Source organism: Nonomuraea polychroma (genome assembly GCF_004011505.1).
In the GTDB taxonomy this organism is placed as follows: domain Bacteria; phylum Actinomycetota; class Actinomycetes; order Streptosporangiales; family Streptosporangiaceae; genus Nonomuraea; species Nonomuraea polychroma.
Genome location: NZ_SAUN01000001.1, coordinates 7,093,076 through 7,110,568 on the forward strand (window position 1 = coordinate 7,093,076; position 17,493 = coordinate 7,110,568).

Genomic DNA, 17,493 nt, shown 5'->3' on the forward strand with positions numbered 1-17,493 from the left:
AGGGCTCACGGTGCACGACAGCGGCACGGAGCTCATCGTCCGCGACTGCACTGGCGGGGCGACGGGCGCGAGATCGGCCGGCGTGGTGGGACCAGCGGGCACGCAGACGCCGGGAGGGGCACGATGAGCAGCCGCGACCCGAACCGCCGCACCGTCGTGACCGAAGCGCTCGCCCTCGGCGGAACAGCCGCCCTCACCACGCACGCCGGCGCGGCATCCGCCGCCGGGACCGCGCACGCATCACCCTGTCAGTCCCCGCCGGCCCCCAAGTCCGCCGGAGCCGAACCATTCGAGGGCTACCTGTTCGCCTACTTCACGGGAGAGGACAAACCCCGCGGCGAGCAGATCTACTTCGCGGCCAGCCGCGGCAACGACCCCCGATTGTGGGACGAGCTGAATGGGGGACAACCGGTCCTCACCTCGACGCACGGCGGGAAGGGGGTGCGCGACCCGTTCCTTGTGCGTTCACCCGCCGGCGACCGGTTCTTCCTGCTCGCCACGGACTTGCGGATCTTCGGGAGCGGAGACTGGTACGCCGCGAAAAGGGTCGGCAGCCTGTACATCGAGGTATGGGAGTCGGCCGACCTGGTGCACTGGTCGCCGCAACGCCACATCCGGGTCTCCCCCGACACCGCCGGCTGCACCTGGGCACCGGAGGCGCACTACGACCCAGAACGAGGCGCCTACGTCGTGTACTGGGCGTCGCGGCTGTACGCCGAGGGCGACACGGACCGCTCCACAGAGACCCACGAGCGCATGCTCTACGCCACGACCCGCGACTTCCGCACCTTCAGCGCCCCGCAGATCTGGCGCGACCCGGGGCACCCCGTCCTCGACGCCACGGTGTTCCGCCACGGCGAGACCTACTACCGGTTCACCAAGGACGCGCGAGCCCCCGGCTGGTCGGACCCCTGCGGCCGGTTCATCACGCAGGAGAAGTCCGCACGGCTCATCGGCGCCGAATGGGAGCTGGTCGCCAAGTGCGTCGGACGGGGTGACACCAAGCGCCCGGGCGTCACCGAAGGCGAGGGGCCGACCATCTTCCGCTCCACCACCGAGCAGAAGTGGTACCTGCTCATTGACGAGTACCGCGGCCGCGGCTACGTGCCGTTCGAGAACTCCGATCCAACCGGCCGAGTGTGGCGCCCTGCCGAGGGATTCGTACTGCCGCAGGGCACCCGGCACGGCAGCGTCCTGCCGGTCACGCGAGCGGAGCGGAGCGAGTGCGTGCACACTACGGCGCAGGTGGCGCCCCGGCGCCACGGGGAGCCGGAGCGGGCTGACGGCACCTCCTCGGGGACCTCGACCGACAGCCGGAACCGTCCTGCCCGGCTCCCGCAGCACGCCATCCCGTCGGGCGTTCGCCCCGGGCGGACGCGAGGCTGTGCCGCAACTGGATGACGCCGGCAGGCCGGCCAGCAGGATCACGACGACCGGGTCGCCGGGCTCGCATTTCGCGTGAACTGCTGGTTCTGCCCGCTGCTGCAGGTGTACTGGATCAGGCGGGTGCCGTCGGCGGTGGAACTGCTCGGGACGTCAAGGCATTTGCCGGAGTGGCGTGCGACCAGTCGCACCCGGCCGCTCCCGGCGTCCTGTGCCTGCCATTGCTGGTTCTGTCCGCCGTTGCAGGTCCACTGGATGATCCTGGCGTTGTTGGCGGTCGAGGCCGCATCCACATCGAGGCATTTGCCGGAGTGTGCGGCGACGATCTGGTAGTAGCCTGTGCCGAGGTCCCGGAATTCCCAGCGCTGGTTGCTGCCGCCGTTGCAGCCGTACTGGGCGATCTCGGCCCCGTCCGCCGTGGACGCGCTGACCACGTCGACGCACTTGCCCGAGTGCGCTGCCGTGAGTGTGACCATTTCGGGGCTGCCACCCCCACCGTCGCCCCAGCCGTGCTTGAGGCGAGCGGCGCCGGTGGAGTTGCGGATGCTCAAGGTCAAGTTGGTGCCGCTTCCTTGGAGCGCGAACATGGAGTACCGGTCATAGCCGTACTCGCTGATCTTCCCCCCGAGCGCGGGCCAGTAGACCGAACCCATGCGGAGGTCACGCAGGGAGTCTGTGACGGCCCGGAAGTACCGGACGAAGTTGTTGGTGCTGCCCGCGTCGTTGTAGTTCAGGCCGAAGTCCATCTGAGCGCCGAACTCGGTCGTGACCGCGCGCGAGGCGCAGGCGCCCAGCCGCTCGCGGAAGCTCTGGACCCAGCCGGCATAGTCCTTCTCGCCGTAGAAGAAGGTGTAGTGGTGATAGGACAGCAGCGTTCCGTTGAGGCGGCTGTCGGCACAGACTGGCCTGAGGTCCTGGCTGTAACCGGTGCCGCCCACAAGGATCCGGCCCCTCGGAATCGACGAGCGGGCGTTGATCCATGAGGCGGCGAAGTTCGTCCACTCGGAGGCGCTGTAGCCGTGGGGTTCATTCATCGGCTCGAAGTAGACCAGGTCGTTGGAGCCTACTGGGCGGTCACGGTATTCCACATGGAGGTGAAGGCGGCCGTGTTGGTGATCCGGCCGCTGGAGGCCGCTGCGTCCTCCCAGTAGGCGAGGATTACTTTGAACCCCCTGGCGGTAGCGGCATCGATCGTGCCGCGGTACGCGTTCCACCAGGACGAACCTACGGTGTGGGTGTTGACCGGTAACCGGACGGTGTTGGCGCCGAGTTGGCTCTCGAATCCGTTGTAGATGGCGTCCGCCTTGGCCCGGACGGTCGCGTAGCTGTCGGATTGGGCCAGTCCGTCGAGGACCAGCAGGCCTCTGACGAAGTTGTCGCCCGGTACGACCCAGTTCACACCCCTGAACTGGCTGGTGTCGGCGCTGGCCGGTGGGGCGCCCACGAGGGCGGCTACCGGTACCAGGGCCAGCGTGCTGAGAACGCTGAGCAAGATTCGGCGGAGGGTACGGGAATGATTTGTCATGGTATTGACCCATTTCGTGGTGCCGTGTTGACAAGGGGATTGAAGAGCGATGTTGACGTCAAAATCCCGCGCGCAGTATGGCGTTCACCAGTCCCCGCATGACGTACAGGGCGCGCGGCACCCTGGCAGTGAAGGCTCTTCCCGTCACAGGGATCGGCGACCGCCGCCGCACTGCTCGAGCCGTTGACGGGATCACACGGGTGGGGCGCTCGGCGTGTCGAGCGGCTGGCGGCTCCACCACAGGGCGGCTCAGCCCCAGTGTCGCAGTAGCCGGTCGTACTCGGCCTGGTTGATCGGCAGGACGGTGCCGTGGCGCGGCCGGCCGGGCATGGTGTAGCTGGAGACGGGCGACCATTGCCGGGTGTTCAGGTCAGTGGTCGTGAACGGTACGTAGCCCCGACCTCCGTACTCGTCGATGAACATGTACCAGCGCTCGTCGGTGTTCGATTTGAAGACCAACGGACCTTCGCCTTGGCTGATCGCGTTGTTCCCGAGGCAGTCTGCGACGAACGAGTAGTTGCGGTTGAGCATGGTCGTCGACTTCTCCGCGAGGATGAACTTGCCGCACGCGGTCTGCGACGAGCTCCGCTCGTCCTTCGTGAAGCGGTAGTAGGTACCGTTGTGCTTGATGAGCGTCGAATCGATCGTCGAGTAGCCCTTGTCGACCCAGACCTGCGCGGCGCTGAAGGTCCGGAAGTCGGATGTCGTGGCGTACATCATCCGGTTGTAGGTGTTGCCGGTGTGGTTCGGGTCGCCGGCGGAGTACAGCTTCGACGCCCAGAACACGACGTACTGGCCGAGTCCCTCGTCGTAGTACGCCTCCGGGGCCCACGTGTTGCCGGCCGTGTCCGGTGAGACGCGTGCCAGGCGCGGCGCGCTCCAGTTCACCAGGTCGGTCGACTCCCAGACCACTATGGACTTGCTGCCCGTCCGCTGGACCTGGTCCCAGTTGCCGTTGCCGTACATCCGCAGGTCGGTGGCGATCTGGTAGAACTTGTCGCCCTGCGGGGAACGGATGATGAACGGGTCGCGCACGCCGCGGGTACCCACGGTCGAGGTCAACACGGGCCGCCCACCGTTGAGCTGGCGCCACCGGGTGGGGTCGTTGCCCTGGCTGAGCGCGAAGTAGACCTGCTCGCCGGCGGAGGTGTTCTCGCCGGTGAAGTAAGTGAACAGATAGCCGGCGTACTTCGGGGCCGGTGGCGCGTCGGCCCGTACTAGTTGCCACTGCTGGTTGGCGGCGCCCGTGTCGGTGTACTGGGAGATCCGCGCGCCGTCAGCAGTGGACTGCTCCCAGACGTCGAGGGCCTTGCCGCTGTTGCGGTTGATGAGCTTGACATATCCGCTGTCGGTATCCACGACTCGGAATTGCTGGTTGGTGCCGCCGTTATCGGTCCACTGGACGACGTTCGCACCGTTCGCCGTGGATGCCGAGGCGACGTCCACCACCTTGCCGCTGTGCCGGGCTCGGAGCTTGTAGTAGCCGCTGCCGGCGTCGACGAACTGGAACTGCTGACTGGCCTGGTCGGTGCGGGTCCGTTGCTGGACGACAGCACCGTCGGCGGTCGACTGGTCGGCGATGTCGACCGCTTTGCCGCTGTGCCGCGAGACGATCTGGTAGTACGCAGCCGGGTCGATCATGGCTGCGTTCGCCGGCGGTCCCGTGAGCAGCGCGGCGGCGCAGCTCGCGATCAGTGCGCCGACGAGGACGAATGTGGTGCGACGTCTGTGCGGACGTCGCGGTGAGGTCGGATCGTGGAATGGCTGTGTCATTGAACCCGTCCAGTGTGGTGGTGAAGGGTTGTCCGCGCCATGCCGGGGCACCGCCCGCCCTGCTGCCCGTGCGGTGCCCCGTCAGGTCTCGTGTCAGACGCGGCGGCGGGTGAAGCGCTGGTTGGGGTTGCTGTTGTAGGTGTATTGGGAGATGCGGGCGCCGTCGGCGGTGGAGTACTGCCAGACGTCCATGGCCAGGCCGGACTCCCGGTTGACGAGGCTGATCGCGTCACCGCCGTGGTCGACCACGCGCCACTGCTGGCCGGTGGCGCCGGTGTCGGCCTGTTGGACGATGTCCGCGCCGGTCGCGGTGCCCGTGGGCTGGAGGAACAGGCCGCTGTGCCGGGCCTTGAGGCGGACGTGGCCGTCGCCCGAGTCCACGAACTCGAACTGCTGGTTGGGGCGGCTGTTGGCGGTGTATTGGATGAGCCGTGCGCCGACGGCGGTGGAGGCCTCGTTGATGTCGGCGGCCTTGCCGCTGTGCTGGGCCACCAGGGTGTAAGCGGCCGGGCCGCCGGGCGAGTCACCCAGCTGGGCTTCCCACCTGGTGTTGGGCCCGGCGGCGTCGGCCGGGAGGCGGTCGCGGGCGGCGGTGTCGCCGTACATGGTCCAGCGGGCCCAGTCGACGACGGTGTTCGGGAAGCGGTTGTCGCTCCAGAAGCTGGTGTGGCTGCCGCCGACGAAGGTGAGGAACGCCTTGGGCCAGGTCATCTCCGTGTACGCCTGCCGGGCCGAGGAGTACGACGTGGTCGAGTCGCGGTCACCGTGGACGAACAGGACCTTGGCCGAGACCGAGCTGGCGGGATTGCCCATGTCTATGCAGGACTGCGGGTTGGCGGAGATGATCCGGCTGTCGGGCCAGGCGGTCAGCAGGCCGTGGGTGGTCATGCCGCCCAGGGAGTGGCCCGAGACTCCTACGCCGATGCTGGTGTTGATGTGCCCGGCGAGTGCTCCGCTCGTGTTGAGGGCGAGGGTCTGGGTGAGGATCTGCGAGACGTCCTTGGAGGTGTTGCCGTTGTTGACGTCGGTGAAGTTGTGGTTGAAGTGCGGGGCGGGGACGATGAAGCCCGCCGCTGCCAGGGCCCGGATGATGAACAGGGAGTTCTGCGGGCTGCTGCCGTAGCCGTGGGTGAAGTTGTAGACGGGGAAGACACCGTTGGCGACCGGGGCGTTCGTGACGGGGTTACCGCCGGGGGTGCCGGTGGCGGGATAGTAAACGTACGTGGTGCATGGACGGCTGCCCCGCCACCAGTCGTACCGGCGCACGCCCACCGCGAACGGCGTGGTCGGCGCCGTGTCCAGCGGCCCGACGCCGGCGAGCGCCTGCCCCGCGCCAAGCAGGGACAGGCCGAGGCCCGCCGCTCCTGCCGCGCTCACGCTGAGGAATGTCCGCCGTTGCATGGTCATGGATGACTCCTTGGGTGCAGGGATGGCTGTGGCGATTGAGTTCGGTTGGGTCCGTTGCCGGGTGCGTCCAGTCGGCGGCGGGTCGGCTGGACGCGCGGCGCGAAAGCGGGCGTGGGTGCTCCTGCCACCCGCGAGGGGCGGCAGGAGCGTTGTGCGCGTTGTCAGGGGAGCCAGCGGATGTTGGGGTTGAGGCGGCCGTTCTGGTCGAAGACGGCCTGGTTCTCCCAGGCGTTGCCGGAGTTGTTGATGTCGGCCGGGTTCCAGCCGTTGCCGGGCACGGCGTACCAGGTGGGCTCCCAGTAGAAGATCCCGCTCGCACCGGCGTTCCGGGCGGTGTTCTGCACGGCGGCGAAGTTGGCCTGCTGTCCGGCGGGCGTCGCCGGGTAGCCGGAACACGGCTGGGAGGAGGTGATGATGTTCCCGCTGTGGTCGAAGTTGGCCGTGGTGAACGGGTAGGCGGTCTCGGCGAGGATGACCGGCTTGCCGTACCGTGACCGCATGTCGGAGACCACGGCGGCCATGTTCGACAGGCTGCCGTGCCAGTAGCAGTAGTAGGACAGCGCGGTGATGTCCCACTGCACGCCCTGGGCCCGGATGCCGTCGTAGAACCAGCGGGCGCCGCTCTCCACTCGCGCCGTGTGGATGATCACCTGCGTGCTGCTGTTGCAGTCCTTGGTCGCGTTGTAACCGGCCTTGAGTAACAGGCCCAGGTTCGTGAAGTTGTTGTTGGTCACCTGGCCGTCGGGCCACAGCATGCCGGTGTTGATCTCGTTGCCGATCTGCACGCTGTCCGGCGTGGTGCCCTGCGCCTTCAGGCTGGTGCACACCTCGTAGGTGTAGTTGTAGACGTCCGTCTGCAGCTGGCTGATCCCGTGGTTCGCCCACGCCGCGGGTTTGGTCTGGACGCCGGGGTCGGCCCAGGTGTCGGAGTAGTGGAAGTCGATCATCAGCTTCAGGCCCTTGGCCTTCACCGTGCGCGCGTACTGCAGGACCTTGTCCTTGTTGTTGTAGCCGCTGCGCGGGTTGTTCCAGATCCGCAGCCGGACGTAGTTGACGCCGGCACTCTTGAGGATGTCCAGCGGGTCACCCTGGGTGCCGTTGGCGTAGGAGTACCTGGCGCCCAGGTCAGCGGCCCGCTGCAGCGTCGACACGTCAGCGCCCTGCATGATCGTGCTGTTCCCGTCGTCCGTCGTGACGTCGAGGTAATCGATGTTCGCGAGCCCGCCGGCGGTGGTCGCGGCGAGCCGCACGGTGTTGGTCCCCGCGTTCAGCTGCACCGGCAGGCTCTTGGTCGCCCAGGCGTTCCACGCGCCGGTGCCCTCGAAACCGAACCCGGGCTGCACCACCGACCCGTTGACGCTGACGTCCGCAGGCCGGTTCGCGGTGGTGCCGTTGGCGTACCGGATGCCCAAGGTGGCGGTGCCGGCGACCGGCATGTTCACCGTGAACTGGACAGCGCTGCTGACGGCGTTGGGCGTGTCGCAGAAACCGCTACCGGAGTAGCCGGAGTGGTTCGAAGCGACGACGCCACTGCATTCGGCGGGTGCGGACTCCACCTCGTACCGGGTCGTGGCGGCATGCGCGCCGGTCGCGAACGCGAGGGGCGCGCTGGACAGGGCAGTCGCCATCGCCGTGACAACTGAGATCTTCGACAACCATTTCATCGAGACTCCTGGGGGGTGAGTCGAGTGTTACCTCAGGTACGCGGAGAGGGCGAGTTGCTGGTCGCGTACCGCCTTGGTGACCAGGCCCGCGATCTGGCGTGCACCCGCCGCCTCGAAGTGGGTGTGGTCGTTGGCGAAGAACGCGCCGACGGGGCCGGAGGAGTAGTCGCCGTTGAACGGGCAGAAGCGCAGGCTGTTGTAGAGGGTGTAGCTCAGTTTGTGGAGGTCGATGACCGGGGCGCCGGTGGCCCTGCCGACGTCGAAGGTCTCGGTCAGGAATCCGCGGGTGGGCGTGGCCGTACTGCCGCTGCACCTCAGGGCGGACACTGGGGTCACCAGCACGGGGTGCGCGCCGCGCTGCTGGGCGGCGCGGACCATGGTGGTGAGCAGTTCGCGGTACCGGGCGGAGCCGACGTGGCGGGGACAGGTGGACGAGCCGTCGTTGATGCCGAACTGGATGAACAGGTGGTCGCCGGCCTTCATCCCGGTGGAGGCGTTGAGCATCGCCTGCCAGCGGGCGGCGTAGGCGGTGGAGCTGAGCACGCATTCCCCGGCGGAGTTCTTGGTGCTGGTGACGGCGGACTCGTACAGCCAGGTCTGGACGCTGCGGCCGCCTACGGCGCTGTTGACCACGGTGGCGTCGGTGGTGAGGTAGTTGCTGAGCTCCCTGCCCCAGCCGACGACGTTGCTGCCGGAGCTGTTGGCGACGGTGGAGTCTCCGGCCAGCCAGACCGTGGTCTTGCCGGAGGTGGGCGCGTCGACCTCCAGGTAGTCGAGGTTGGGCAGACCGCCGGCGGTGGTCGGGTTCAGCCGGATGGTGTTGTCGCCCGCGTTCAGCGACACGGTCAGCGTCTTGGTGACCCAGCTCGTCCAGGCCCCGGTGGGGTCGAACGCGCTGCCCGCATGTGCGACCGCGCCGTTGACCAGCACGTCGGCGGGACGGCTTGAGGTCCCGCCGTTGGCGTATCGGATGTTGACGGTGGCCGCGCCGGCGGCGGGCGCGGTCACGGTGAACTGCGCCGCCGCGCCTGCCGCGTTGTTGGCGTTGCAGAATCCGCTGCCGGAGAAGCCGGCGTGGTTGGACTCGATGAGACCGTCGCATGTGGCCGGCGCGCTTTCCGCCTCATGGCGGGTCGCCGCCGCGGCGGTTCCCGCGGCCATGACGACACCCGCGGCGGCCACCGTCAGCGCGACAGCGGCGGACAGCCTTCTCCGTAAGGACATGGGGAACTCCAAAAGGTGAGCCGGGTCTGGTCATCGCAGGTACGGCACTGGGAACAGGCGGGTCAGCTGAGTGCGCATCCGGCGTCGTCGAGGGTGAGGGATGCCGGGGCGGTGTTGACGCCGTTCCAGACGCCGGTGAAGCCCACAGTGTTGGTGACCTGCACCTCGCCCTGGAAGCCGCCGTTCCACTGGTTGATGATCTTGTACTGCACGGCGCCGGCGTCCGGCGTGGCGCTGGAGGTGGCTACGGGAGTGGTGGGGCCAGGTGGCCGGCCACGATCGGCGCCAGCTTCGCCGCGATCGCGCGGTGCCCGATGTCGTTGGGATGGACGGCGTCGGTCAGGCCGTCCGGAGGCACCCAACCATCGGTGTTGACGAAGAAGACGTTGCGATCACCGGCGTTGTTGACGGTCTGCACCGCGGCCTCGGTCTGCGGGACATACCGCCCGCGGAAGGTCTTCAGGGCCAGGATCGCGGCACTCGGATACTTGCTGCGGATAGTGCGCAGCAGCCCGACATAGGAGCTCTGGAACTGGGTCGTGGACACCCCGTGACCGACGTCGTTGGTGCCCAGGTTGATCACGACCACGTCCGCCTGGTACCGGGTGAAGTCGTGGTCGACCGCCCCGTCGACGGCGCTCACCTTCACGAAGCGCCGGTCCAGGCCGACACAGCCGTCGGCGGTGCTCACCAGACAGGCGCCGCCCTGGGCGACCTGCATGTGGTCCAGGCCGAGCTGCTCCCCCACCAGCCAGCCGTACGCCGTGAGCGCGTTCTTCGAGCTGGTGGTGCCGACAGTGATGGAGTCCCCGACGAACTCCACCATGCCGCGCGCCGGCTCGGCGGGCAGGGTGCGCGCGCCCGGGTCGAGCACCAGCCCCTGGAAGACCGCGTCTCCACGGTAGGAGCCGGCCACCACGCGGTAGGACACGCGCAGGCTGTGGTTGCCCGCCGCCAGTGGTCTCGGGGTCAGGTTCACCGTGCCCGACACGTTTTGCAGGTAGACGTCGGGGCCGCCGTCGATGCTGTAGTAGAGGTCGATGGTGTTGCGCTGCTTCAGCTTGACAGTGGTGCCGGTGAAGGCGGTCTTGAGGTAGGCGCCGGCCCAGCCCGGGACGTAGGCGGTGCTGTTGCGGGTGTCCCAGCGGCCGACGAATCGGATGTTCGGATCGGTGGGCGAGCCGTCCCCGGCGCCCGGTGTGCTCGTGACCTCGACATAATCGATGTTCCCGAGTCCGCCGGCGGTGGTCGCGGCGAGCCGTACGGTGGTGGTTCCCGCATTCAGCTGCACGGGCAGGCTCTTGGTCGCCCAGACGTTCCACGCGCCGGTGCCCTCGAAGCCGAGCCCGGACTGCACCGTCGTTCCGTTGACGCTGATGTCCGCCGGACGGTTCGTCGTGGTGCCGTTGGCGTAGCGGATGGCCAGGGTGGCGGTGCCCGCGGTCGGCGTGCTGACGGTGAACTGCACAGCGCTGCCGACGGCGTTGGCGGTATCGCAGAAACCGCTACCGGAGTAGCCGGAGTGGTTGGAGGCTATGGCGCCGCTGCACACGGCGGGTGCGGACTCCACCTCGTACCGGGTCGTCGCGGCGTGCGCGCCTGTCGCGAACGCGATGGGAGCGCCGGCCAGTGCCGTCGTCATCGCCGTGAGTAAGGAGATCTTCGGCAGCCATTTCATCGAGGCTCCTGGGGGTGAGGCCGGCTGAGAACAACCCGCCATCGGCGCAGGTCACGGTCTGGCGGCCCGGTGGTGCCGGGCCGCCAGACCGTCGGGTGTTCAGCGGACGTAGATGTCGGGCCTCGGCGGGGTGCTCATGCCGTTGCCGAGGAAGAAGCTGGGGTGTGGCGGCTGGTTGTAGGCGGTGTTCTGCCAGGCGATGGCGACGCGGTATTGGGCGTCGTGCATCAGGGTGTAGATGCGCCGGTCGGTCTGGCTGGTGGTGGCGTAGATGCGCAGCGCGGCGTTGTCGTCCCGGGGCAGGATGATCTCCTCGCGCCAGTCGCCGAACAGGTCGCCGGACAGTGACGGCGTGGCCTTGGTGCCGTTGATGGAGTGCGCGCCGGAGGCGGTGAGCAGGCGCGTGTCGCCGCTGGTGCCGTATTTGTCGACGTGGTTGCCGTCCAGCAGTTCCCGTACCGGGTCGGCGTCCCACCAGGCCAGGAAGTTATAGCTGCTGGGGTTGCGCCCGACACTGCCGCCGGAGGCGTTGAAGAGGCTGCCCAGGCCGGTGCCGGACCCCCAGAACTCGCCGCCGGCGTTGCCGGCGTGGATGTCCGCGGCCACGCCGCGAGCCGGGCCTTCGCAGCCGCAGGTGTTGTTCTTCTGCATGATGATCGAGCCGGTGTTGGCATCGCGCAGCGTGGCGGAGGCGCCGGAGCTCTGCTCGTGGATCATCCAGATCTCCTTGCCGGCACGGCTGGGCACGAAGTCTCCGACGTGCAGGGCGTCGCCGTGGGCGTAGAAGCTGGTGGTGTAGCGGCCGGTGCCGTTGGCGTTGATGGTCATGCCGCCGTAGATGATCTCGTCGGTGCCGTTGCCGTCGACGTCGGCGATGGACAGCGAGTGCGCGCCGCGGCCGGTCCACTGGCTGCCGGCGCTGCTGGAGTCGAACTTCCAGCGCCGGGTGAGCTGGCCGTCGCGGAAGTCCCAGGCGGCGATCGCGCTCTTGGCGTAGTAGCCGCGGCCCATGATGAGGCTGGGGCGCTGCCCGTCCAGGTACGCCGTACCGGCCAGGAACCGGTCGCCGCGGTTGCCGTAGTTGTCGCCCCAGTCGTTGATGTTGCCGCGGGCCGGCTCGAAGTTCACCGTGGACATGGCCGCGCCGGTGAGCCCGTTGAACATGGTCAGGTATTCGGGACCGGTGATGATGTAGCCGGAGGAGTTGCGGTGCAGGGCGCTGCCGTTGCCGATCACCTGTCCGGTGCCGGAGACGGTGCCGTCACCGGTCTTGACCGCCAGCTCGGCCCGGCCGTCGCCGTCGTAGTCGTAGACCTGGAACTGCGTGTAGTGCGCGCCGGCCCGGATGTTGCGGCCCAGGTCGATGCGCCACAGCCGCTGGCCGTTGAGCCGGTACGCATCGATGTAGACATTGCTGGTGATGCCGGACTGGGAATTGTCCTTCTGGTCGCTGGGGTCCCACTTGAGGAAGATCTCGTACTGGCCATCGCCGTCCGCGTCGCCGACGCTCGCGTCCCCGGCGGTGTAGTTGCTTCCCGGCCGGGAGATCGGCACGTCCAGGTAGTTGCCGCCGGCAAAGCGCAGCGACGGCTCGGACGCGGCCTGCTCCACCCCGTTCACGACCGCTCGGACGGTATAGGAGGCGTCCCCTGGCGCGCCGTTGTCCAGGTAGTTGGTGGCGCCGGTGAGAGGCGAGGAGTTCAGCTTGGTCGAGCCCCGGTAGAGGTTGAACCCGGTGCTGGCGCTCTCGGTGCCCAGCAGCCGCCAGGACACCAGGTTGCCCGTCCCGGAACGCACGCTGACCAGGCCGCGGTTGAGATCCTCCATCTGGCGGCCGGTCGGGGTTGGGCCGCCGCCCTGGTCCGTCTCCAAGTAGTCGATGTTGGCCAGGCCGTCGGCGGCGGTCGGGCTCAACCGGATGGTGTTGTCGCCGGCGTTCAGCGTGACGGTCAGCGTCTTGGTGACCCAGGTCGTCCAGGCGCCGGTGGGGTCGAACGCGCTGGCGGCATGTGCGACCGCGCCGTTGACCAGCACGTCCGCGGGACGGCTCGCGGTCCCGCCGTTGGCGTACCGGATCGCGATGGTGGCATCGCCGGCCGCGGCCGCGGTCACGGTGAACTGTGCCGCCGCGCCGGCCGCGTTGTTGCCGTTGCAGAATCCGCTGCCGGAGAAGCCGGCGTGGTTCGACTCGATGAAGCCGTCGCACGTGGCCGGTGCGTTTTCCGCCTCGTAGCGGGTCACCGCCGCGGAGGCTTCCGCGGCCATGACGAGGCCTGCGGCGGCCATCGTCAGCGCGACGCCGGCGGACAGCAGCGCGGTGCGTGGTCTACGTAAGGACATGAGGGAACTCCAACAGGTAGGTCGGGGGTGGTTATCGCAGGTACGGCACCGGCGACAGGTTCAGCTCGCGCATGCGCTGCAGGACGAGCTTGGCCATCTCGTTGGCGCCGTGCGCGGAGAAGTGCGTGTTGTCATTCAGCTCGGTCAGGTAGAGCGCGGCCGAGGCGTTCGGGCCGAGCCCCTCCACCAGCGCCTCGCTCGCAGCGGTCAGGTCGATGAGCGACGTGTTCTGCGCGGCCGCCACCTGCCGCATCGTCGCCGGGAGATTGGCGCCCACACCGTTGACGTGCAGCGCCGTCGACGTCAGCGTGCCGTCGGCGGCGAACAGCCGACGCACCGGAGGCGTGACCAGCACCGGCGTCCCACCCTGCGACCGCACCTGGGTCACCAGGCTGGTCAGGTTCGAGGCGAACGCCGAGGCCGTCGTCGACTTGTCGTTGTGCCCGAACTGGATCAGCACCATGTCGCCGCTCCGGATCAGCGGCTTCATCGCGGGGAACAGCGCCGCGTTGGACAGGAAGCTGCCCGAGCTCTCGCCCGAGTCGCCGTAGTTGGCCACCGACAGGCCCAGCTTGAAGTACTGCGGGAGCTGCTGCCCCCACCCGGTGTACGGCGAGGCCGGCTGGTCGCAGACGGTCGAGTCGCCCGCGAGATACAGCACCGGCCCGCTCGCCGGGGCCAGCCCGATCCCGTTCAGCTTCGGCGTCTGCCCGGAAAAGACCAGGTCAAGCCCGGGCCTCCCGGTGCCGCCCTGCCCGGTCGGCTGCCCTTCCGGCTGGCGCACGTTCAGCGTGAACGAATACCGCGCATACGAGCCCGCCGCAGTCGATACAGCAGGCAACACCGTACGGCGGGCCTCCGCCTGCACGCTGGTCACGCCCGGGCCGGCCGGGTCACCCAAGACCACGGTCACGTCGTAGTTGCCCGGCTGGACGTCGAAGTGGCAGGTGATCGGCGAGGTGCCGGTGCACCTGGAACGCAGTGCCGGATCCGGCTCCGGCCCCGGCGGGGTGCCGGTGTCGGTGCCGAAGACCTTGAAGTCGGTGATACTCGCCCACGTCGACGCGGCGAGCCCGGTCACCGTGATCCGCACGTACCGCGCGGTCGCGGTGAAGGCGTCGCTCTGCACCTGGGCGGCGGTCGTGCTGGCCGTCCGGTCGGCCACCCGCGTCCAGGCCGTGCCGTCGGTGGAGACCGAGACGTGGTACCTGTAGGTGCGGGCGAACTCCCAGCGCACCTCGGTGCCACTCAGCGTCACCGCGCTTCCGAGGTCGACCTGCCACCAGTGGCCGGTCCTGCCGTCGGCGGCGCACCAGCGGGTGGCGGTGTCGCCGTCGTTGGCCAGGGACGGTCCGCGACCGGACTGGCTGGAGTCGGCAGTCGCGGCCTTGCCCAGCGCCAGATCCGTCACCGCTCCGGCCGGGGTCGCGAGCGGTACGGCCATCAGGCCCATCACGAGGGTGAGGAAGGCGAGAACGACGAGTCTCGAAGAACCCGGCGGTCCGGGCACGCGGCGACCTGACCGAGATGAGCCCATGCTGATTCCTGCTTTCTCGTGAGGGCGGTGGAGACGGACGGCGGGTGCCGGGCAGGAGCTGCTTCGCTCCGGCCTACGGTGTCCACCGGACGTGGGGGTTGATGTGACCGGTCCAGTTGAAGACGGCCATGTTGTCCCACTCGTTACCGCTGCTCGCGATGTTCGCCGGGTCCCAGCCGTTGCCGGGCACGGCGTACCAGGTCGGCTCCCAGTAGAAGACCCCGATCGCACCCGCGTTACGAGCGGTGCTCTGCACCGCCGCGAACTGCGCGCCCTGCCCCTGCCAGGTCATCCGGTACCCCGAGCAGCCCGAGGTCACCACGTTGCGCGTGGAGTCGGCGTTGTCGGCGGTGAAGGGGTAGGCGGTCTCGGCGATCACCACGTCCTTGCCGTACCGGGCCCGCATGTCGGCGATGACCGTGGACAGGTTGGACGTCGTGCCGTGCCACATGCAGTAGTACGACAGGGCGGTGATGTCCCAGGACACGCCCTTGGCCCGGATCCCGTCGTAGAACCTGCGGGCAGAGGACAGGCTCTCCGCCAATGCCGTGTGGATGATCACCTGGGTGCCGGGGTTGCACGCCTTGGTCGCGTTGTAACCGGCCTTGAGCAGGAGGCTCAGGTTCGTGAAGTCGTTGTTGGTCACCCTGCCGTCGTTCCACAGCATGCCGGTGTTGATCTCGTTGCCGATCTGGACGCTGTCCGGGACGGTGCCCTGCGCCTTGAGGCTGGTGCACACGTCGTAGGTGTAGTCGTAGACGTCGGTCTGCAGCTGGCTGATGCCGTGGCCGGCCCAGGCGGCCGGCTTGTACTGCTTGCCGGGGTCGGCCCAGGTGTCGGAGTAGTGGAAGTCGACCATCAGCTTCAACCCTTTGGCCTTGACCGCCCTGGCCTGCTGCAGCACCTTGGCCTTGTTGTTGTAGCCGCTGATCGGGTTGTTCCAGATCCGCAGGCGGGCGTAGTTGACGCCTACCCCCTTGAGGATGTCCAGCGGATCTCGCTGCACGCCACCGGCGTCGTAGTACTTCGCGCCCAGGTCCAGCGCTCGTTGCAAGGAGGAGACGTCTGCGCCGAGCATGCTGAGCGATGCGGCGGCAGCGTGGGCTGGTTGCCCAACGGGGACGGTCGCGGCGGCGCATAACGCCAACGCCACCAAGATCCTTTTCATGGGACCCTCCGATGGTCAGGACAGAGCTCAGAAAACGGGGATCAAAGCAGCTGCCGAGGCGGGCGGCGCGGCTGATCATGCACAGGGTTCGGCGCCGCCGGCCGGCCATTGGTTGACGGGCATGACGGACAGACCGGCTGGCGCCCGGGCCCGGGGCACGAGTGGGTGGTCAGTCCGCTTGCGCCGTCCTGATGTCGCTGCGCCGGGAGCCGGCGTCGGCAGTCGCAGTCAGGCGGATGTCGTGTCGCCGCATGTTCTGCGGCGACGGGGGGTGACGGGGATCGGGTGCGAAGCCGCAGGCAGGGTGGGGGGCGAGGCCACGCGTCCTCCTCACAGGCTCGACGATGCTCTGTGAACGTGCACAGTAACGTACAGCATGCCTTGCTGAAAGGGCCCGTTCGAAATCCGAGGTACATGCGCCGCTAGCAAACACGCCGTCTCGATTGGCGGTAAAGACGTCGCAATCTGCACTGTGAACGCTCCCAGAGCGTTCCCGGCACACCCCGGATCGGCCTGAAAGTTTCACGCGCCGGGACCGACGTCGCGGCAATGACGCGAGTGCTGCAAGCGCATCAGCGGCGGACGCCGTACCCGCGAACGCCACGCGAAGTCTTGACGCACCGATGTTAACGCTCCTACGCTCACAGTCGTTATATCGATTCAATTGGCTCCGACCCCCCTAGGAGCTTCCCGTGCGCCCCGCCCGCTTAGCCCATACAGTCGCGGCCGCCCTCGTGTGCGCTCTACCGGCCCCGCCCGCAGCCGCCGTACCCCACATCAAGATGGAGCGCCTCGACCGTGGCCTTGTCGCCACGACGACACCGAGAGGCGTCTTTCTGAGCTGGTGTTTGCTCGGGACGGAGGTGACCGGAGCAGGTCCGGGCGGGAGACTCGGCGCCGACTTCCGCGTCTACCGCGACGGCCGCCCGATCGCCACGGTCACCGACAGCACGAACTACCTCGACCCCGTCGGCACGCCCACCTTCCAGTACAGCGTCGCGCCGCCCTGGGGCCGTAGGAGCGCTCCCACCAGCGCTTTTCGTGAATCGTTTTACGACGTCCCTCTGCACAAACCGGCCGACGGCCTCACCCCGGCGGGCGAGGCCTACACCTACGCCGCCAACGACATGAGCGTCGGCGACGCAAACGGTGACGGCCGCTCGGAGGTGATGCTGAAGACCGCTCCGGGCACCAGGGTCATCCGCTATGACGCCGCCGGAAACCCGAACCAGGAGCGGTTCGTCCACCATGCCGCAGCCGGGCTACGCGCACACCGACGACTACCGGCTGAGTGCCGCGGGCTACTTCGACCATGTTGTGGAGGTGTTCATGAAGTGGCACGAGCATCCCGAGGTGGTCGCCGGTCGCCGGCCCGCCATCCTGGAGCAAGCCTTCGGCATCACCCCGAGGCACAGCTACCCACTCTCCCGCCAGGTCGGCCACCCAGCTCGCCACCCGCTTCGTCGACATCTACGCACCCGCCCGCACCGGCAACAACCGCCTGCGGGAGTTCGCCGGCTTCGTCATCACCGGCCCCAGATACCTGTCGGTCTTCGACCAAGGGCAACCCCGGCCTGATCGCCGACATCGGCTGACGAACCGCAAGCTGTACACCCTGATGCACGATCCGCAGTACCGGGTCGAGATGGCCAGGCAGCAGACGGGCTACAACCAGCCCGCCTGCCCCAGCTTCTAGCTGGCCTCCGACCTCGACTGGGCCAAGGTCCCGGTACCGAAGATCCGATGATCCGCTGCTGAGACGAGGGGCAACCCGGGGCGCTCGAATGTGGGACT

Annotated in this window: 14 protein-coding genes; 3 read left to right on the plus strand and 11 right to left on the minus strand. The window is 68.2% G+C overall.

All coding sequences use genetic code 11. The features are described from left to right. The first annotated feature begins 123 nt into the window (after nt 1-123). Nucleotides 124-1,401, plus strand: coding sequence for a glycoside hydrolase family 43 protein (locus EDD27_RS32290; RefSeq protein WP_127935749.1), 1,278 nt, complete (start codon nt 124-126; stop codon nt 1,399-1,401). Nucleotides 1,402-1,424: 23 nt separating this feature from the next. Here the strand turns inward: EDD27_RS32290 and EDD27_RS32295 are convergent, their stop codons facing one another. The 11 genes from EDD27_RS32295 to EDD27_RS32335 all read right to left on the minus strand — a co-directional run bounded on the left by EDD27_RS32295 (nt 1,425) and on the right by EDD27_RS32335 (nt 15,699). After that, complete coding sequence (locus EDD27_RS32295; protein ID WP_206641753.1) at nt 1,425-2,417, minus strand: RICIN domain-containing protein; 993 nt, start codon at nt 2,415-2,417, stop codon at nt 1,425-1,427. Nucleotides 2,418-2,446: 29 nt separating this feature from the next. After that, nucleotides 2,447-2,875 carry a glycoside hydrolase family 5 protein gene (locus EDD27_RS55885; protein ID WP_206641754.1) on the minus strand — a complete coding sequence of 143 codons (429 nt, stop codon included), beginning with the start codon at nt 2,873-2,875 and terminating at the stop codon, nt 2,447-2,449. A gap of 282 nt (nt 2,876-3,157) precedes the next feature. Beyond that, nucleotides 3,158-4,549, minus strand: a complete 1,392-nt coding sequence (locus EDD27_RS32300) for an RICIN domain-containing protein (RefSeq protein WP_164903874.1) — start codon at nt 4,547-4,549, stop codon at nt 3,158-3,160. 225 nt (nt 4,550-4,774) lie between these two features. Then, on the minus strand, nt 4,775-6,088 hold the full coding sequence (locus tag EDD27_RS32305) for an RICIN domain-containing protein (protein ID WP_127935751.1): 1,314 nt from the start codon (nt 6,086-6,088) through the stop codon (nt 4,775-4,777). Between the two features lie 161 nt (nt 6,089-6,249). After that, a complete protein-coding gene (locus tag EDD27_RS32310) occupies nt 6,250-7,752 on the minus strand; it encodes a glycosyl hydrolase 53 family protein (RefSeq protein ID WP_206641755.1) in 1,503 nt (500 codons plus the stop codon). A gap of 27 nt (nt 7,753-7,779) precedes the next feature. Next, a complete protein-coding gene (locus EDD27_RS32315) occupies nt 7,780-8,976 on the minus strand; it encodes an SGNH/GDSL hydrolase family protein (protein ID WP_164903875.1) in 1,197 nt (398 codons plus the stop codon). A 62-nt stretch (nt 8,977-9,038) separates the two neighbouring features. Further along, entirely contained in the window at nt 9,039-9,188 is a 150-nt protein-coding gene (locus EDD27_RS54680; protein WP_206641756.1) for a hypothetical protein, read from the minus strand. 32 nt (nt 9,189-9,220) lie between these two features. Further along, nucleotides 9,221-10,654 (minus strand): GDSL-type esterase/lipase family protein, encoded by a 1,434-nt coding sequence (locus EDD27_RS32320; RefSeq protein ID WP_127935752.1) that lies wholly within the window; start codon nt 10,652-10,654, stop codon nt 9,221-9,223. Nucleotides 10,655-10,753: 99 nt separating this feature from the next. Continuing rightward, on the minus strand, nt 10,754-12,994 hold the full coding sequence (locus EDD27_RS32325; RefSeq protein ID WP_127935753.1) for a rhamnogalacturonan lyase family protein: 2,241 nt from the start codon (nt 12,992-12,994) through the stop codon (nt 10,754-10,756). Nucleotides 12,995-13,025: 31 nt separating this feature from the next. Beyond that, nucleotides 13,026-14,504, minus strand: coding sequence for a galactose-binding domain-containing protein (locus tag EDD27_RS32330; RefSeq protein WP_164903876.1), 1,479 nt, complete (start codon nt 14,502-14,504; stop codon nt 13,026-13,028). A gap of 100 nt (nt 14,505-14,604) precedes the next feature. Then, nucleotides 14,605-15,699, minus strand: coding sequence for a glycoside hydrolase family 53 protein (locus tag EDD27_RS32335; RefSeq protein ID WP_127935755.1), 1,095 nt, complete (start codon nt 15,697-15,699; stop codon nt 14,605-14,607). A 782-nt stretch (nt 15,700-16,481) separates the two neighbouring features. On the opposite strand from EDD27_RS32335, the gene EDD27_RS54685 reads away from it, so the two are divergent. After that, a complete protein-coding gene (locus tag EDD27_RS54685) occupies nt 16,482-17,294 on the plus strand; it encodes a rhamnogalacturonan endolyase family protein (RefSeq protein WP_206641757.1) in 813 nt (270 codons plus the stop codon). Then, complete coding sequence (locus EDD27_RS58930) at nt 17,291-17,395, plus strand: rhamnogalacturonan lyase family protein (protein ID WP_421917338.1); 105 nt, start codon at nt 17,291-17,293, stop codon at nt 17,393-17,395. Before EDD27_RS54685 ends, EDD27_RS58930 begins: the two co-directional genes overlap by 4 nt. Nucleotides 17,396-17,493: the final 98 nt, after the last annotated feature.